The sequence below is a fragment of the Natrinema salsiterrestre genome, from assembly GCF_029502005.1.
Classification (GTDB): domain Archaea; phylum Halobacteriota; class Halobacteria; order Halobacteriales; family Natrialbaceae; genus Natrinema; species Natrinema salsiterrestre.
The window spans coordinates 450,078-466,605 of record NZ_JAMQOT010000002.1; the positions used below are offsets into that span (position 1 = coordinate 450,078).

The following is a 16,528-nucleotide window of genomic DNA, read 5'->3' on the forward strand; positions in this document are numbered from 1 at the left end:
CGACATGCCGTCACGAGCGGGTCGACCGTACCGACGTCAGTCGTCGGATTCGTCGACCAGTTCGTCGGCGACGCCCTCGTACACGTCCTCGACGGTCACGGCGAGCGTGTACGACTGCCGCCCCTTCCCCGTCGGCGACGTCGCCACCGACTGCGCCTCGTCGACGAGGCCCTCGTCCTCGAGTCGGTACAGCGAGCGGATCACGTCCGCTTCGGTGAGCGTTCCGACGACCTCCGCGTCGACGTCGGAGAGTTGCTGCTTACAGTACTGGCGGAGTTCGTGCGTCTGGACCGGCGTCTCGCCTTTCTGATCGAGCTCGGCGACGCCCAGCAGGACGAACTGATTTGTCATCGAGACAGACCGGAACGGTGACTCGTCACTCATACCGGACACTTGATCGTGAACGATGGTAACCGTTTCTCCTTCTCGCGCAATGAGAACCGGAAATCGAGCGCGAATAGTGTCAGGAAGTGGGATCGAACGTTCCGCATTCAATACATGACAATAGGAAAATGAGATGGCGCATCGATCGGTAGCTAGGCGTTCTCTTCGTCCCGGAGCTCCGCCAGTTCGGCCTCGACGTCCTCCTGATCCTCGCCCTCGAGCTCCGTCAGCTCGTCCTCGTCGACCTCGGCCGCCGCGTCGGCCGCGGGTTCGGCGTCGGTCGCTTCGTCCGCGTCGCCGCCGACGTCGGACTTGAGCGTCTCGAGCTCGGCCTCGACGCCGCTGTCGGTCGACAGTTGCTCGAGTTCGCGATCGATGTCGTCCTTGTCGGACATGACGTCCTCGAACGCACCGGATTCGTGGAGTTCGTCCATCGCGGCCGCGCGAGCTTCCATGTCCTCCGTCTGCTCTTCCGCCCGCTCGATGGCGCGGCCGACGTCCTCGAACTCCTCGCCGGTGGCCGTCATCGCCTCCGAAACGGTCGAGCTCGCCTTCGCGGCCTCGTGGCGGGCCTTCATCGTCTCCTTCTTGGTCCGGAACTCCTCGATCCGCGTCTGGAGTTCGTTCTTCTGTTCGATCAGTTTGTCCTGCTGGCCCTGCAAGTCCGAGATCTGGCGCTCGAGGTCCTCGATCTGGTTCATCTTCGTCTTCTTCTTCTCGAGGGCGCGCCGCGCCAGATCCTCCCGGTCCTGCTGGACGGCGGTCCGTGCCTGCTCGTTGTGTTTCTCGACGTTCTCCTCGAGGCGGCGTTTCTGCATCTCGAGGCGCTTTTTCTGCGTGGTGAGGTCGGCGATACCGCGTTTGACCTGCTGGAGCTGGTCGCGCATCTGTTCGTACGAGTAGTCCAGCGTTTCGGTCGGATCTTCGGCCCGGTTGAGCACCGAGTTGAGTTTCGACCGGATGACGTAGGAAGCCCGAGAGAGGATGCCCATACTCCCTACGTATCGCTCGCCGGCCTTAAAAATGTCACTTCAGAGATGTCCGGCAGCGAACGAAACCTATCGGGTCGCGGTAGGGATCCGGCCCGTGCTCGAGGGCGTCCCGGGGACGAGATCGGACCTCGCCGCGCTCGGGCGGGAGCTACTGGCCGGTGTCGACGGACCGGACGCCGAACCCCTCGTCGACGACGATCGTGATCGCGGTTCCGTCCCCCGATACGTCGAATTCGATACGAACGGGGTCCCGGGACGCGACCCGCGTCGTCGGCGTCGGCAGCTCCCAGTCGTATCGCTCGGGGTCGATGCCGACGTCGTCGAGCGCACCGGCGACCCGCTCGTCGAACACGAGCGCGGGGAGCGGCGCCACGCCGACGAGAAACGTGCAGGTGTCGCACGCGATTTCGATCAGGTGGTCGGTCTCGATCTCGTCGAGCCGGAGATCGACGGTCGTCGCGCCCGTACAGAACGGACACTGTCCCTCTCGGGCCATCGCCATGTGGTGTCTGGCGCGGCGAGTCGTCGCCCGGGCGACCGCGTCCGCGCTCCGCCCCGCGAACCCGTTTTTCGGGAAGGGGTACGTGAAACCGACCCAGTCGTCACACGCCCGACACTCGACGGCGACGAACCCGCGTTCGTACCGCAGAATCGGCGCCGCGTCACACCGCGGACACGCCGAGTCGATCGTCGTCGGATCGTACTCGAAGGTCGGTCGGGCGGTGTGCCAGCACGGCCCGGTACAGGGCCGTCACGCTCGCCGTCGGAACGTAGCCGTCCTCGACCTGCCGGACGTAGACGCCGCGGAGCTTGTCGAGGTGGTAGTTGAACTTCCCGCTGTCCCGCATCCCGACCGCGTCCATCAACTCCGTGTACGATCGCGGTTCCGTGTAAACGGCGTGCCAGTCCTCGAGCAGCGCCAGCAGGATCTCGAGGCGAATCTCGTGGTCGAGCAGCGAGAACGCCTCCCGAACGGCGGCCCTCGCCTCGTCGTCGGTCGCCATAGGGGCTTCTTCTCTCGACAGCGTATTGACGATTCCGAACGGGCGAGTGGCCCGGAGGAGCACGCGAGCTGGATTTGTGAAACCCATTTCACAAAGCGATTACAGTATCAGAGACCGACTGTCGTACTGATGACCGACCGAGAAACTGGGAGCGAGTCGACGACGCTCGCGACGCGGGCCCGGCGTCGGCTCCGGTCGTTCGACCCGATGCACCTCGCGTTCCTGGCGTTGCTGGCGATCCCCGGCTACGTCTTCGAACCGCTCGCCGCCCTGCAGTTCTTCGAGGTGTTCTTCCTCGTGTTCCTCTGGCCGTTCGTCGCGCCGCTGGTCGACCGGGTGGTCCGACGCGGTGCGGACGAAGCGCGCGAGGAGCCCACGGACTGGATTCGGATGGGAACGTGGCGGGAGTACGCGGTCTGGCTGGTCATGATTCCGGTGACGTTCTGCAACCCGTTCGTCGTCGCTCAGGACCTGCTCCAGTGGCTCGGCGTTCCCGTTGCGTTCGTTCGCCACCGCGGTTCGTTCCCCGACGCCGAGAGCTACGACCAGCGCGTCTCCTACCGGCTCCCGTTCGACGGTGCCTGGACCGTCGTGAACGGCAGTCACGAGCAGGAGTATTCCCACTCCTGGTTTCCAGTGACCCAGCGATACGCGTACGACTTCGTCGTCACCGACGCCGACGGCCGAACCAGTCCGGCGGACGCCGGCTTCGACGTCGGCAGCTACTACTGCTACGAGGAACCCGTCCTCGCCCCCGCCGACGGGGTCGTGGTCGACGTGTTGGATAGCGACGTCGAGGCGTCGCGGGGCGGCGGCTTCTCCCACCCCCTGAAACGCGACATCCGCGGGAATTACGTGGTGATCCAGCACGCGGCCGACGAGTACAGCTGTCTCGCACACCTCGTCCCGGGTAGCCTGACCGTCGAACCAGGAGAGCGCGTCGCTCGCGGACGAGAGATCGCCCGCTGCGGTCACTCCGGCAACTCCTCGGAGCCCCACCTCCACTTCCAGCTCCAGGACCACCCCGACTTCGCGATCGCCGCGGGGCTCCCGATCGCCTTCGACGACGTCGCCGTCGAGTGGCCGGGCGCAACCGCGTCGATCGGTGACCCTCGATCCGACACGATCGAAAGCGCCAGCGACCGCGATTCCGAGGCCGAGGCGGGCGGCGGCCCGCTCGCGGACGGCACGTACCGCGCCCGATCGCACATCACCGCCGGACAGCGAGTCGCACACGTCGACGGCGACGGGGACGACTCGAGGCGAAATCGCAGCGACGTCGCATCCGAGACTGTCGACGAGACCGAGACGCGACCGCGGGACGGCCGACGCGCGGGTACCGCCGCGCTCCAGCGGTTCGGGTTCGGGACGTGCGTCGGCGGCGTCACCGCGTTCTTCGCGTCGATATTCGTGTCCTGGGTCCCCATCGCCGTCCTCCTCGGCGGCGGGGCGGCGATCGGCGCGGCCGCTCGGACCGGATCCGCGATCCTCGGCGGGGGCGAGCGGGGTCACGGTTCGATGGGAACCGTCGTCGGCATCGGAACCGTCGCCGCCGTCGTCGCCTGGTACGGCCACACCGCCCCCGCTCTCGGCGTCGGACTGCAACCGCTCGGCGCAGTGATCTTCTTCGTCGGATTCCTCTGCTACGTCGCCCTCGGCGAGTACGACCGACTGCAACTGAGCCGATCGTTCCCGGATCGCACCGGCGTCCGCCCGCTCTGAGCGGCTTCCGGTCCGACCGACTCGAGCGCCGATTCGACGCCGCGAGCGTCGCAGTGACGGGGCTTGATTAGCGGGCGGCCACAACGACGCGCCATGAGCGACGTCCTCATTCCCGGCGCTCGCGACGTTCGGGGGACGCTCGAGGAACCGACCGACGAACCGCGGGCCGTCGTCGTCGCCTGTCCGCCCCATCCCCAGCACGGCGGCTCGCGGAGCGACCAGCGCCTCGTCGCGGTGTCGGAGGCGCTTCGCGAATCGGAGATCGCCTGCCTGCGATTCGACTACGGCGCGTGGGACGAGGGGTACGGCGAACGGGAGGACGTTCGAAACGCCGTCCGATGGGCTCGCGACGAATACGACGTGGCAGACGCCGGTGACGTCCCGGTCGGCGTCTTCGGCTACAGTTTCGGCGCGTCGCTCGCCTTGCTCGCGTCGGCCGATACCGACCCCGACGCGGTCGCCGTCCTCGCACCCGCCACACGACTCGCCGACGACCGCGACGCGCTGGCGGCGCTGGATTCGATCGACGCCCCGCTCCACGTCCTTCACGGCGAGCGCGACACGACCGTCGACTGGGAGCCGATCGTCGAGCGCGCACGGGCACGCGGCGACGAGACCACCGCACTCGCGGGCGACCACTTCTTCCTCGGCGACCGCGACGAGATCGCGAGGGTCGTCGGGGCGTTCTTCGAGCGAACGCTGCTCGAGTCCGTCTGAGTCGGTTCCGAGTCAGCATCGAACACACTCTGCAGAGCCGGTAAGTCACCCGCGAGCGCGAGAATCGTTTTACTTCCGGGAGCGGAAACCCGCTGATGTGGAACCGACACACGATAGCTCCCGGATCGGCCGTGCGCACCGATGACGGGTGCCCGTTCCGGGTCGGTCCAGCGCGCTGAAACGTGGATCGAACTTCACGAACTGGTCACCCGAGACATGTGGTCGGCCGACATCGGTCGCCACCGTTCGCCCCACGTGTTCCGCGGTGTCGAAGACGAGGCCTTCAGCCTCGAGACGTCGATCGATCGCTTCGTCGGCGACTCGGGGGAGTGGCACCTCGAGCCGCTGTTGCTCCGGAACTTCGCCCAGTACGCCAGAAGCGAGATCGACGAACCGCGGTCGGTCTGGCACCTGCTCGCGATCGCCCAGCACTACGGGCTCCCGACGCGCCTCCTCGACTGGTCGTTCTCGCCGCTCGTCGCCGCGTACTTCGCGACCCGAAGCGGCGACACGGAGCACGACGGGGCCATCTGGGCCGTCGACTACCAGCGACTCCACGCCGAACTGCCCGACGTTTATCAGGACGTTCTCGAGATGACGGAAACCCACATGCTCGACACGCACCTCCTCTCGAACGCGACCCTCGAGTACGGGCTGACCGAGGACCGCGGCGGTGACGGACTCACACCGGTCCGGAACCTCAACGACGTCTCCCGCATCGACGAACTGTGGCGAGAGCTGTGGGCACCCGACGACGACGACCGCGACGAGTACGTCATGTTCTTCCGGCCGCCCGCCATCGACGACCGCATCGCCAACCAGTCGGCCGTCTTCTCGTTCCAGTCCGATCCGCGAATCGTCCTCGATCAGTGGCTGGCGGACCGCCCCGACTGCTACCGGAAGATCGTGATTCCCGGCGAGCGAAAGCTCGAGTTCCGCGACAAGCTCGACCAGCTGAACGTCAATCATCGGACGCTGTTTCCCGGGCTCGAGGGGCTGGCGACGTGGCTCAAGCAGTACTACCAGCCGCAAGGGGAGTGACTCGAGCGGGTGAACAGCGGGATTATCATCGGTTCCGGAGATCGGTGAGCGCCCCCACGCAAACGACTGCCGTCGCGACGTGCATCGCGCCGAGGATAGCACCGGCGATGAGGCTTCCGCCGGGCTCACTCGGAATGACGGTGAAATCGGGAACTAACGAGAGGACGAGGACGATCGCCGCGACGGCTGCGAACGGTCGATCGGGGCTGGCAGCGACTCGCGTGAGGACGCCGTAGGTCACGGTCGCACCGACAACGCCGAGGGTGGTAAACAGCGATACGGGGCCGTAATTCAGTGCCATCAGCGCCGGGGCAATACCGCCGGTCTTCGCCCCGAACACGATGAGCCAGTTGATGAGCAGCGACAGGACGAGCGCTACCGCTCCCGATAGCGCGATATCCCTGAAGGAACTCGTTCCGGACGATGACGAGGGATTCGTTTCCGGAGTCATATCCGGGTATGCAATTCAGGCGACGAAAACCGTTTTGACGGTATTCATATCTTGATCGAGCAGTGAAACGGGAGCGTTCACGGGAGATGCACGATGGGGTCGCGACTCCGAGAACACGTCTCGGATCGGGCAGAAACTGGGGTGGCAACGGAAAGCCTTGTGAGCGGCCGGTCGGAGGGCGTCTGTCCGGAAACCGACCGCGACAGCGTCGAGAATGTCAGTCCCGCCCGTGCCGGGTCAGACACTTCGGGAGCCCGATCAGTTCGACCGGCTCCGAGTTGTCCGGCGAGTAGACGACCATCTGGCCCTTCTCCATGTAGGGGACTTTCGACTCGAGGTTGCTGGGAATATTCACGCTCTTGATCGCGTCCTCGTCGCCGAGGTTGAGGACGACGGTGGTGTTGATCTGTTTGAACACGGCGTCGTGGATGTCCTGCGGGTCCTGCGTGATGAGGAACAGGCCGAGCCGCTCTTTCCGGCCCTGTTTGGCGGCCTCGGTGAACTTGGTGATGACCTTCCCGGCCTGGACCGAGTCGGCGTCGGTCAGGAAGTTGTGGGCCTCGTCCATCCCGAGCACGAGCGGCGTCTCCTTGACGCGGTCGTAGTCGGGATCGTTCGAGAGCTTCTGATCGATGATCAGCGAGGAGACCGCGAGCACGATGGCTTCGGCCGCCCGGCTGTCGTTGATGTGGTAGGTCGGCACCACGGTGAGCCCGCCGGGGCGAACGAAGTCGTGAACGAGGTCGGTGATCGGGCGCGCGTCCTGATCGAAGACGTGGCTGAACCCGAGCACGCGCCGGCGAACGGCGTCGAAGGTGGCCTCGTGAACGCGTCCGGACTCGTCGAGTTCCTCGCGCAGCGCGGGGTCGTCGAGGAACGTCGTGAACTCCTCGTAGGTGCCGCCCGATCCGTACTGCTTCCGGAACCGCGGCAGGAGCACGCTCGTGAGCGCACCGTACTGGTTGTCGTTCAACCCGCTGCCGGCGACCAGCCACGGGTTGTCGTGAACCATCGAGAACGGGATCGTGAACTCCACCTGTTCGGCGCGGTGGTGCCCCGCCGCGTACGACGCCGACCCGACCTTCGGGATGAACGCGGTCGTGTCGTCGTGACCGCCGTAGGCGATGCCCTCGCGCTCGAGGCGTCGCGCGAACTCGTCGTCGAGGTCGGGATTGTCGTCGTGCATCTGGGCGTACTCGTCCTGCGGGTCGAACTGGACGACCGCGGGGCTGACCTCGCGGCCGTCGTCCATCGGGTAGGTTCGCTCGTCCGCGAGGTACTGCCGCAGGATGTTCTTCGCGCCGTGAGTCTTCCCCGAGCCCGTGCCGCCGGCGATCAGCGAGTGGCGGAAGACGAGCGGATCGCCCGCGTCGTAGTCGTCTTTCAATCGGTAATCGATCGTCGGCGGCGTGGCCGCCGTCCGCACCTTCTCGCCGCCCACCGAGAGGTGACCGAGGAAGACGCCGTCGTCGGGCATCTTCAGTCCGGTCTTGATCTCCTCGGTGTCGTCGGCCTGCCGGATCACCGTCTGGGGTTTCGGCACGCGGTCCGTCATCCGCCGTTTGAGTTCGCCGTCGTCGTCGTACAGCACTGCGACGGGCTCGAGGTTCGCGACGAACTTGTAATCGGCCTCGTCGATCTCGTCGCTTCGCATCGCCCGCCGCGCGTGGATCTCCGTCGCGTCGTCGGCGTGGTACTGCTGGGCGTACTCGAGGCCGACGATCCGGCAAAAGAGCGTCTCGCCGTCGGGATAGGGGGCGAGCAGGTAGCTCCCGATGCGGACCGAGGATCGGTTGCCGCGGGTGACGTACGCCCGAAGCGTGGTCTCGTCTCCGTCCTCGGCGATGCGCAGGCCCTGGGAGACGCAGATCGTTCCGATACCGACGTCCTCGCCGCTGGGTTCGACCGGCGTGGGTTCGAACTCGTCTCCAGCCGTTCCGCTCGTCGAACTCGTACTCGCCGGTTCAGTGGTCTCCGAGGACGACGACGAGGAGTCGCCCGCGTCGGTCGACGCGCCGTCTTCGGACCCGGCGTCGCCGTCGAAATCGCCGAAATCTCCCAGATCGCTCATACGAACCCCATCCGGCCCGACCCTCAAACGCGTTTCCCTCCAGTCGGACGGAGTGTTTACTCGCGGTGACCGTCGCGAGCGGTTGCCAGACGAAGCGCCACGAGCAGCACGGCCAGGATCGCGACTCCGCCAGAGAAGCCCGGAACCGGCTCCGACCCGTCTTCGTCGGCCGGTTCGCTCCCTGAGCCAGCCGAGTCGTCCCCGGGGCTCGAGCCGGGGGACTCCCGATCGATCTCGTCGGGATCGGGGTGATCGAACGAGCCAAGCGATTCGTTACCGCCGTCGATCGCGACCGTCGCGGACTCGTCGACGACGGCGACGGGCCAGTCGCCGGTGAGATCGACCTCGCTCTCCCCGAACGAAATCGTCGTCGTCCCGGCCGGTGCGTCCTCGGCGATCCGGACGGTCACCGTCGCGATCGTTCCGGTTCCGGTCGTCCCGCCGGCGGCCGGGTCGCGGCGCTGCTCGAGGATCGCCGTCCCCCGTTCGTGGGCGATCGTTTCCGTCGCGTCGATCTCGGTCTCGTCCCCCTCGAGCCAAGCGCCTCGGTCGACGCTGATACGCTCGAGATGGTCGGGGTGGTACCGTGCGACGAGCGTGACCGCTTCGACGCCCTCGCCGCCGTGTCCTCCCTGACTCCGGAGGCTGACGTCGATCTCGATGGTCTCGCCCGGCGCGGCCTCGACCGTCGTCCGATCGGGCGAGACGATCGCTACCTGATCGATCGCAGCGGCCGTCCCCGCGATAGTCAGAATCGAGAGAAGGAGGGCGAGTACGACAGCGATGGCGATACCGACGAGGCCGTGCCTGTCGATCGTCGAACTGTCGACGCAGTGCTCGCCCGCGGCGTCCATTTCGTGATTCATCTAGCCCCTCGATAGCGATCCCTTTACCGGTTCTCGATCGAACGGATCCATCGGAAAAACGAGCGAGCGGACGCGGACCGGCGGTTCGGGAAACCGACTGTGAACGTCGAACGGACGATCGACGGCTATCGGACGATCGAGACGGCCCGGTCGAATCGGGTGACTCGCCTGGCCTTGTGATCGTAGCCGATGACACCGACGTCCGCCATCGCCGGCAGGTGGGAGTGATGAAGCGCGATCTTCGCGCGCTCGGCGTCGGCAAACGGGCTCCCGTCGCGGGCGACGAGTTCGGCCGCGAGCTGCTCGAGCGAGACGGGATCGTCGGCCGTCTCCAGGACGGAGAGGACTCGCATCTTGACGGGGTCGACGAGCGTCTCGAGGAGGGCCTCCGCGTTCTCGTCGTCACAGCGGTCGAGCAGGACGGAGAGGTCACCGGGATGAACCGGCGATCCGTCGACGAGCGCGACGCCGTCGTCGGTCCAGTCGACGATGTCGTAGTCCTCGAGTCGCGGCAGGTGATTGTGAACGAGACTGATTCGAACGTCGTGTCGCGCTCGACCGTTCGACCCGTCCGTCGCCGGTTCCTCGATCAGTTCCGCCGTCAGTTCCGACAGCGAGAGTCGCGTCCGCCGACGCCCGAGCACCTCGAGAACGCGAAGTCGGCGAGGATGGCGAAGGATCTCGTAACACTCCGTCGGAAACGGGAGTGGGTCAGACGTGTTGCCGCCGAGGTGAGCGTCCGAACTCATTACACACACCAACCCCTGCAACGGGCATAAGCCCATTTCCAAAACGATTTGGTTCGGGAATTCAGCGGTTACCCGTGTAATCGCTGAATACCACGTTGACACCGCCGGCAACGACACATAACGGTTATTTCTTTTGGAAACTCATATGGGGCAGGGCCGGAGGCGGACGTGTGGGACGGGTCATTCAGGCAGTGTTTTTTGAGAGCCGGATCAGAGTGATCGATTACGGCCGCCGAATAGACCAGTTACCGGTACTTCCACGGAGGTGGACGAGGCGGTCGCAGTCATCGACGACCGGAATCGGTCGCCGTCCGGACGGACGGACGAGCGTATCACTCATCGAGACCGAAACCCGTTCGATGTAGCGTTTCTCCCGACCGATGCCACGTCATTTTTGCGTCCGGGAAGCGTACCACGACGTATGTTGCTGGTACGCGGCCGGGCGGGCGGGACGGAACTCACCGGAACGCTGTACGAACGGGGTGAACGGGCCCCGACGTTCCGCGGTGCACCCGACGAAGACGCCGCGTACGTCTGGGTCTGCGACGAGTTCTACGAGGTCGACAGCGGCGGCACGACGCAGCTCGTCGACGGCCGGGAAGTCAACCTCGCCTTCGAGTCACCCATGCCTCGCGGCTTCGACACCCGCGAACAGGCCCTCGAGGGGGCCAAGGAACACGTGCGAACGCAGTTCGCGCGAATCGGCGTCGATCCCGCCGACGTCGCCCTCGAGGTCGAAAAGAACGACGACGAGTCCGACACTGAGTAACGGGAGCGGCGAACAACGCTCTCGGATTCGATTTTTCGTACCGACCGCCGCCGATCCGGTCCGACCGTCAGAACGACGACCCGCTCCTCTCGCTGGATCGCGTCTTCAGACAGAACGGCTCGGTTGCCGACGACCGCCGAACGATGGTAGGTGTACTCGATACGGTCGCCGGTCTCGAGGCCGTCGGCGATGTCGGAGGACGCCGAGAACCGGCAGCGAGAACCGCCCGCGCGGCGAGGGTCAATACGGCTGTTCGTCCCACCGGTGGTCGTCGTACGTCCGGTCCTGAGCCGCGTCGAAGCGCTCCTCGAGCGTCTCCCGGAGCGACGCCTTCTCCGAGTTGCTGATCCGGGCGAGCTCGTCGGCCTTGTCGACGATCGCGGGCGGGCCGTGGGCGACGGCGACGTCCTGTAACAGCTGCATCGCGAGCCGCTCTCGGGTGTCCGGATCCCTCGTGAACGCGTAGGGGGCCTCGATCCGGTAGAGGAGGTCGTCGCGCGGGTCGTAGATCACGAAGAAGGTGACCTCGTAGGCCTCGCGCTCGAGCCGACGCTCGACCCCGAGCGCGTCGCCCTCGGCCGACAGCGGCTGATCGACGCCGCCGCGCGACCGGAACCAGTTCGTGTAGGTCAGCGCCGACGTGTCCCGCTCCCAGCGGTCGCCGTCGATATCGTCCACGTACTCGCCGCGCTCGAGGAGGCGGGTGAACAGCGCCGAATCGTCGCTCCAGGGAACGCTGATATCGACGTCCCGCTTCGATTTGAGCGTCCGCGTGAGCACTCGCGTCGCCGGGTTTTTCACGAAACCGACGAGCGGGACGTCCCGCTCGACGAAGTTCTCGACCAGTCGGACGTAGTTCTCGAGGACAGTCGTCGGACGAGGATCCTCGAGCAGGAAGTCGGCGAGGTCGGGGTGCTGGTCGGCCCAGCGCAGCAGACCCCGGGGGTACAGCGGGCCGTCGAGCACGAGCAGGTCCGACACCGTTTCGGCGTGGTCGCGGGCGTGCTTGCTCTCCGCGAGGTAGAGCGCGAGGGCGTGGACGACGCCCTCGGCGAAGCGCGGCAGCGGGGGAATCTTGACGGCACGACTCTGACTGTATCTCTCGTCGAACGTGTCCCACGCCTCGTCGACCCGCATGGTCTCGTCGTTGGAGTGGACCGTCATCACAGTCGTTCTGGAGCGATGGAGGTCGAGGTCGCTCGGGGTCGCGCTCATCGCGGCCTGCGCGATATCGACGACCAGCCCGTTCTTGAACGTCGTCGGATTGATCGTCCCCGCGTCGAGGCCGTGTTCGGTCGGAAACTCGCTGTCGCGCAGCGCCACCGCCTCGCAGTCGACGACGCGCCGCGCCCGCTCGTCGACCGGCTCGAGAACCGTTCGCCCGTCGAACACCAGCGGGTCGAGGAACTCCTCCCAGACGGTCTCGGCGAAGGCGCGACGGTCCCGCTCGTCGGTCCCGTGATCGATCCGCCTCGCGAGCCGCGCGATACCGTCGAAGTGGACCGGATCGAGCGTCATGACAGGTGGCTCCCGCCCGACCCGCAAAAACCCAGTGGTCGTCGCTCGGGGCGGCGTTAACTCGAGACCGGGTAAAGAATTATCAGAAAACGTATATATGGACGGAACGAGAGCGTAGATATCTCGATGTCCGAGCGAGAACCGGCAGCGACTGCCCGCGAGGACCGTGCGATCAACTGGCGACAGAACAGTTCCGGGGTCACCCTCTACGAGGAGGGGAATCCCGACGCCTGGATCCACGCCCGGTTCGAGGCCGGCGTCTCACCGGAAGACCGGCTGTTCATGATCTGTGACAAGTGTGGCGCCGTTTTTCCGCAACGAGTGAAACCCGGAAAGGGGACCACGTGCGGCGACTGCGGGACGATGTTCGAACACGACGAAGACACGTCCCGATCGTCGCACTGACCGGCGCGGACGGTCGCCGTATTTTCGATCGCTGTTCGTGACCGAACGTGTACCGGCCGCCGTAAGGGACGTTTCAGTAAACAACAAACTTATCACAGTCGATACGCGATCGGGGAAGAACAGACGATCGAATTAGACAATGGCTCAGGCCCTCCCCACCAACGCGCGGAATCGGCTGATGAACGCAGCGGATCGCGCCTCGCAGTCAATTGCTCGCCGGTTCGCGATCGATTTGCGGGCGCTCGCCGCGTTCCGTATCGCGGTCGGCACGCTGCTGATCCTCGACCTAGTACTGCGGTCGCGGAACCTGACGGCGTTCTACACTGACGCGGGCGTGCTCCCGCTCGAGGCGCTGTTCTCGGATTACTCGTCGGTCTACTCCGTCCACGCGATCTCCGGTGCGGCATGGGTACAGGCGCTGCTGTTTTGCGTCGCCGGCCTCTTCGCCCTCGCGATGGTCGTCGGCTACCGGACGAGGGTCGCGACGATCGTCTCATGGCTCCTGTTGATCTCGTTGCACGTCCGGAACCCGATGATCCTCAACGGCGGCGACGTTCTATTGCGGATGCTTCTCCTCTGGGGTATCTTCCTTCCCCTCGGGGAGCGGTGGTCGATCGACGCCCGCCGGATCGATCGGGATCGATCGACAGTCTCCTCCGTCGCGACGATGGCCGTTCTCACGCAGGTGTTGCTCGTCTACGTGACGAACGCCATTCACAAACGGAGAAGCGACTCGTGGATGGCCGGGGATGCGGTCGTCGAGATCTTTCAGGCCGATCAGTTCACGATCCTGCTGGGGAACGTTATCGCGGATCAGCTATTCCTGTTGCGGGTATTCACTCACTTCTGGATGGTGCTCGTCTTGCTCTCACCGCTGCTCATCGTGCTGACCGGGTACCGACGGGCGACGTTCGCATCCCTCTTCGTCGGCATGCACCTCGGCATGCTCGTCACGGTACAGGTCGGGATCTTCCCGCTGATCTCCGTCGCCGGACTCCTCGTGTTCTATCCGCCCGCCTTCTGGGACGGTCTGAGCGCGCTCGGGACTCGAACCGGCGCGACGCCGCGACTCCGAAACGGCCTCGCCCGACTCCAGCGAGACGTTCCGCAGTTCCCGCTACCGCTGTTCCCCTCCGTTCGGGAGGCGATCCCCTCGCTCGCCACGGTCACGGACCGCAGTCGCGTTCTGTTGTCGACGATCGTTCCGTGGCTCTTCCTCGTCCTCGTCGTCCTCGCCAACGCGCAAGCGGTCGATTACACCGAGGTCCCCGACCCCGCCGAGGAAGTCATCGAGACGGCTCACGCCGAGCAGAGCTGGCGGATGTTCGCTCCGAACCCGATCTCCGACGCCCGGTGGCTCGTCGTCCCGGGTGTACTCGAGAACGGAACGGAAACCGACGTTTACGGCCACTCGGCCGTCGACTGGGATCGGCCACCGTCCGTCGACGGAACCTACGAGAGCGCCCGGTGGCGAAAGTACGTTAACAATATGCGATACGCCGACAACGAGAACCACCGCTCGTATTTCGCCAACTACCTGTGTGGGAACTGGAACGCCACCCACGAAACCGGCGTCGAGCAGGTCACCGTTTACGGCATGACCGATCGCGCCGCTCCCTACGAGGACCCGGACATCGAGGAGTACGAACTGCTCGAGTACGACTGCTCGGGCGAGTTCGTCCAGAACGACTGACGGAGCGCGACGCGACCTCGAGGCGAATTCGCGTGGACCGAGACGGAAACGCAGTCGAATCCCCCGCGGGCTGGCGACAACGACAGCTAATTAGGCGCCGCTGGAAACCGGGTACGTATGGACGCTGCGCTGATCGTCCTCGACGGCTGGGGACTCGGTAACGGCGGGAGAGACGCAGTTCGAGCGGCCGAGACGCCGGTCTTCGATCGGCTCTCGGATTCCGGATCGGACGGCCGGCTCGAGGTCGCGGGCCGGCGCGTGGGCCTCCCGGACGGCCAGATGGGAAACAGCGAGGTCGGCCACCTCAACATCGGAGCCGGCCGGGTCGTCTACCAAGAGTACACGCGCATCTCGGACTCGATCGCGGACGGCTCCTTCCGGGAGAACGACGCGATCACCGCGGCGTTCGACCGGGCGCGCGAGAACCACGGCCGCGTCCACTTCCTCGGCCTCGTCAGCGACGGCGGGGTCCACTCGGATCAGGAACACCTGCACGCGCTGATCGAACTCGCGGACGACCGCGGCGTCGAGGCCGTCACCCACGCGATCACCGACGGGCGGGACACGTCTCCGACCGGCGGGCGGGGCTACCTCGAGACGCTCGAGGAGGTCGTCGCCGAGCACGGCACCGGTGACGTGGCGACGGTCTCCGGCCGGTACTACGCGATGGATCGCGACCAGAACTGGGACCGGACGAACCGCGCTTACGACGCCATCGTGAACCGCGAGGCCGAGTGGACCGCCGACTCGGCCGTCGACGCCGTCGAGAACTCCTACGATCGCGACGTGACCGACGAGTTCGTCGAGCCGACGACGGTCGACGGTCAGCCCGCGCTCGAGGACGGCGACTCGGTCGTCTGGTTCAACTTCCGCTCCGATCGGGCCCGCCAGCTGACCCGAATGCTGGCCGACATTCGGCCCGAGGACTGGGCGGATACCGTCGAGACCAGTCCACCGGACGCCGAGGTCGTGATGATGACCCAGTACGACGAGACGTTCGACCTCCCCGTGGCCTACCCGCCGAATCAGCCCGATCAGGTGCTGGGCGAGGTGCTGGCCGACGCGGGCCGAACCCAGCTCCGGATCGCCGAATCCGAGAAGTACGCCCACGTCACCTACTTCCTCAACGGCGGCCGCGAGGTCGAGTTCGACGGCGAAATTCGGAAGATCGTCGAAAGCCCCGACGTGCCGACCTACGACCTGCAACCGGAGATGAGCGCGCCCGCGGTGACGGATACTGCGATCGACACGATCGAGTCGGACGATCCCGACGTGCTCGTGCTCAACTACGCCAATCCGGATATGGTCGGCCACACGGGCGATTACGAGGCCGCGATCGAGGCCGTCGAAGCCGTCGACGCGCAGTTGGGTCGACTCGTGGCGGCGCTCGAGGACGCCGGCGCACACGTCCTCATCACCGCGGATCACGGCAACGCCGACGACATGGGAACCGAGGAGGACCCACACACTGCGCACACGTACAACGAGGTGCCGCTGGTCTACCTCTCGCCCGACGGAACCGCCGGGGGACGAACGGTTCGCGAAGGCGGAACGCTCGCGGACATCGCGCCGACGCTTCTCGAGCTGATCGACCTCGATCAGCCGCCCGAGATGACTGGCGAGACGCTGCTCGAATAGAAGCGCCCCGTTCGATCACATCTGAGTGCGAGCAGTGGTCTAGAAATCGTTCCAGACCGACTCGTTTGGGTATAATTTCCCATCTCTTTCAGAATTATTATAAACAACGAATTCCCATGAATAGGCGTTCGTGACGGTAAACTCCACGCCGCCCGAGACACCGACGCCGTCGCGGAGCCAAACGGCACCGCTCGGCGTCAAGGTTTTCTGTGTATTCAGCGGCGTTGCGTCGGTTATCGCAGCAGTCCTCAGTTTCGCTATCGCCGGACGAGGCGGTGTGTTCGTTCTCCTCGGCCTACTGGTTCTCGTCCTCTCGGTCGCACAAGTAATCGTCTCTATCGGGCTCTGGACCCTCCAGTCGTGGGCGTGGGCTTGGGCGGTCGTTCTCTACGGACTGAGCGCTCTGCTTCGGTTCCTTCAGAGCGACCTGTTCGGCGCGGCGTTTTCGTTCGTGATTCTCGGGTATCTCGTCTCGAAGGAAGCGTACTATCGGTAGCGTGCTCGCAGC

At 65.6% G+C, this 16,528-nt stretch carries 17 protein-coding genes; 8 read left to right on the forward strand and 9 right to left on the reverse strand.

Going from position 1 to position 16,528, the window contains the following annotated elements; translation table 11 throughout:
• Positions 1-36: 36 nt before the first annotated feature.
• From NDI89_RS07700 to NDI89_RS07715, 4 genes are all read right to left on the reverse strand, one after another.
• Positions 37-384 (reverse strand): BRCT domain-containing protein, encoded by a 348-nt coding sequence (locus NDI89_RS07700; protein ID WP_277520939.1) that lies wholly within the window; start codon positions 382-384, stop codon positions 37-39.
• Between the two features lie 152 nt (positions 385-536).
• On the reverse strand, positions 537-1,376 hold the full coding sequence (locus tag NDI89_RS07705; RefSeq protein WP_277520940.1) for a PspA/IM30 family protein: 840 nt from the start codon (positions 1,374-1,376) through the stop codon (positions 537-539).
• A gap of 148 nt (positions 1,377-1,524) precedes the next feature.
• Positions 1,525-2,064: a DUF7351 domain-containing protein gene (locus tag NDI89_RS07710; RefSeq protein ID WP_425607757.1), complete on the reverse strand. Its 540-nt coding sequence runs from the start codon at positions 2,062-2,064 to the stop codon at positions 1,525-1,527.
• A complete protein-coding gene (locus tag NDI89_RS07715) occupies positions 2,039-2,380 on the reverse strand; it encodes a DUF7347 domain-containing protein (RefSeq protein ID WP_277520942.1) in 342 nt (113 codons plus the stop codon). Before NDI89_RS07715 ends, NDI89_RS07710 begins: the two co-directional genes overlap by 26 nt.
• Positions 2,381-2,509: 129 nt before the next feature.
• Here NDI89_RS07715 and NDI89_RS07720 point away from each other — a divergent pair, with 129 nt between their 5' ends.
• The 3 genes from NDI89_RS07720 (at position 2,510) to NDI89_RS07730 (ending at position 5,860) form a co-directional block, all read left to right on the forward strand.
• Positions 2,510-4,102 carry a M23 family metallopeptidase gene (locus NDI89_RS07720; protein WP_277520943.1) on the forward strand — a complete coding sequence of 531 codons (1,593 nt, stop codon included), beginning with the start codon at positions 2,510-2,512 and terminating at the stop codon, positions 4,100-4,102.
• 93 nt (positions 4,103-4,195) lie between these two features.
• The gene (locus tag NDI89_RS07725; protein ID WP_277520945.1) at positions 4,196-4,819 is read left to right on the forward strand and encodes an alpha/beta hydrolase; all 624 of its coding nucleotides are present in this window, start codon (positions 4,196-4,198) and stop codon (positions 4,817-4,819) included.
• 141 nt (positions 4,820-4,960) lie between these two features.
• Positions 4,961-5,860: an FRG domain-containing protein gene (locus tag NDI89_RS07730; protein ID WP_277520946.1), complete on the forward strand. Its 900-nt coding sequence runs from the start codon at positions 4,961-4,963 to the stop codon at positions 5,858-5,860.
• 25 nt (positions 5,861-5,885) lie between these two features.
• On the opposite strand, the gene NDI89_RS07735 is transcribed toward NDI89_RS07730, so the two are convergent.
• The 4 genes from NDI89_RS07735 to NDI89_RS07750 all read right to left on the reverse strand — a co-directional run bounded on the left by NDI89_RS07735 (position 5,886) and on the right by NDI89_RS07750 (position 9,997).
• Positions 5,886-6,311: a DUF6069 family protein gene (locus tag NDI89_RS07735; RefSeq protein WP_277520947.1), complete on the reverse strand. Its 426-nt coding sequence runs from the start codon at positions 6,309-6,311 to the stop codon at positions 5,886-5,888.
• Between the two features lie 217 nt (positions 6,312-6,528).
• Positions 6,529-8,382, reverse strand: coding sequence for an ATP-binding protein (locus NDI89_RS07740; RefSeq protein ID WP_277520949.1), 1,854 nt, complete (start codon positions 8,380-8,382; stop codon positions 6,529-6,531).
• Positions 8,383-8,438: 56 nt separating this feature from the next.
• Positions 8,439-9,248 carry a cohesin domain-containing protein gene (locus NDI89_RS07745; RefSeq protein WP_277520950.1) on the reverse strand — a complete coding sequence of 270 codons (810 nt, stop codon included), beginning with the start codon at positions 9,246-9,248 and terminating at the stop codon, positions 8,439-8,441.
• A 125-nt stretch (positions 9,249-9,373) separates the two neighbouring features.
• On the reverse strand, positions 9,374-9,997 hold the full coding sequence (locus tag NDI89_RS07750; protein ID WP_277520951.1) for a DUF7344 domain-containing protein: 624 nt from the start codon (positions 9,995-9,997) through the stop codon (positions 9,374-9,376).
• Positions 9,998-10,418: 421 nt separating this feature from the next.
• Between NDI89_RS07750 and NDI89_RS07755 the strand changes: the two genes are divergently transcribed.
• The gene (locus NDI89_RS07755; RefSeq protein WP_277520953.1) at positions 10,419-10,766 is read left to right on the forward strand and encodes a DUF7113 family protein; all 348 of its coding nucleotides are present in this window, start codon (positions 10,419-10,421) and stop codon (positions 10,764-10,766) included.
• A 240-nt stretch (positions 10,767-11,006) separates the two neighbouring features.
• Here NDI89_RS07755 and NDI89_RS07760 read toward each other — a convergent pair whose 3' ends face one another.
• On the reverse strand, positions 11,007-12,284 hold the full coding sequence (locus tag NDI89_RS07760) for a DNA double-strand break repair nuclease NurA (RefSeq protein WP_277520954.1): 1,278 nt from the start codon (positions 12,282-12,284) through the stop codon (positions 11,007-11,009).
• Positions 12,285-12,410: 126 nt separating this feature from the next.
• Here NDI89_RS07760 and NDI89_RS07765 point away from each other — a divergent pair, with 126 nt between their 5' ends.
• The 4 genes from NDI89_RS07765 to NDI89_RS07780 all read left to right on the forward strand — a co-directional run bounded on the left by NDI89_RS07765 (position 12,411) and on the right by NDI89_RS07780 (position 16,516).
• Positions 12,411-12,689: a hypothetical protein gene (locus NDI89_RS07765; protein ID WP_277520955.1), complete on the forward strand. Its 279-nt coding sequence runs from the start codon at positions 12,411-12,413 to the stop codon at positions 12,687-12,689.
• 139 nt (positions 12,690-12,828) lie between these two features.
• Positions 12,829-14,382 carry an HTTM domain-containing protein gene (locus NDI89_RS07770; protein ID WP_277520956.1) on the forward strand — a complete coding sequence of 518 codons (1,554 nt, stop codon included), beginning with the start codon at positions 12,829-12,831 and terminating at the stop codon, positions 14,380-14,382.
• A 117-nt stretch (positions 14,383-14,499) separates the two neighbouring features.
• Positions 14,500-16,020, forward strand: coding sequence for a 2,3-bisphosphoglycerate-independent phosphoglycerate mutase (gene gpmI, locus NDI89_RS07775; RefSeq protein ID WP_277520957.1), 1,521 nt, complete (start codon positions 14,500-14,502; stop codon positions 16,018-16,020).
• Between the two features lie 277 nt (positions 16,021-16,297).
• Positions 16,298-16,516, forward strand: a complete 219-nt coding sequence (locus tag NDI89_RS07780) for a hypothetical protein (RefSeq protein WP_277520958.1) — start codon at positions 16,298-16,300, stop codon at positions 16,514-16,516.
• Positions 16,517-16,528 lie beyond the last annotated feature (12 nt).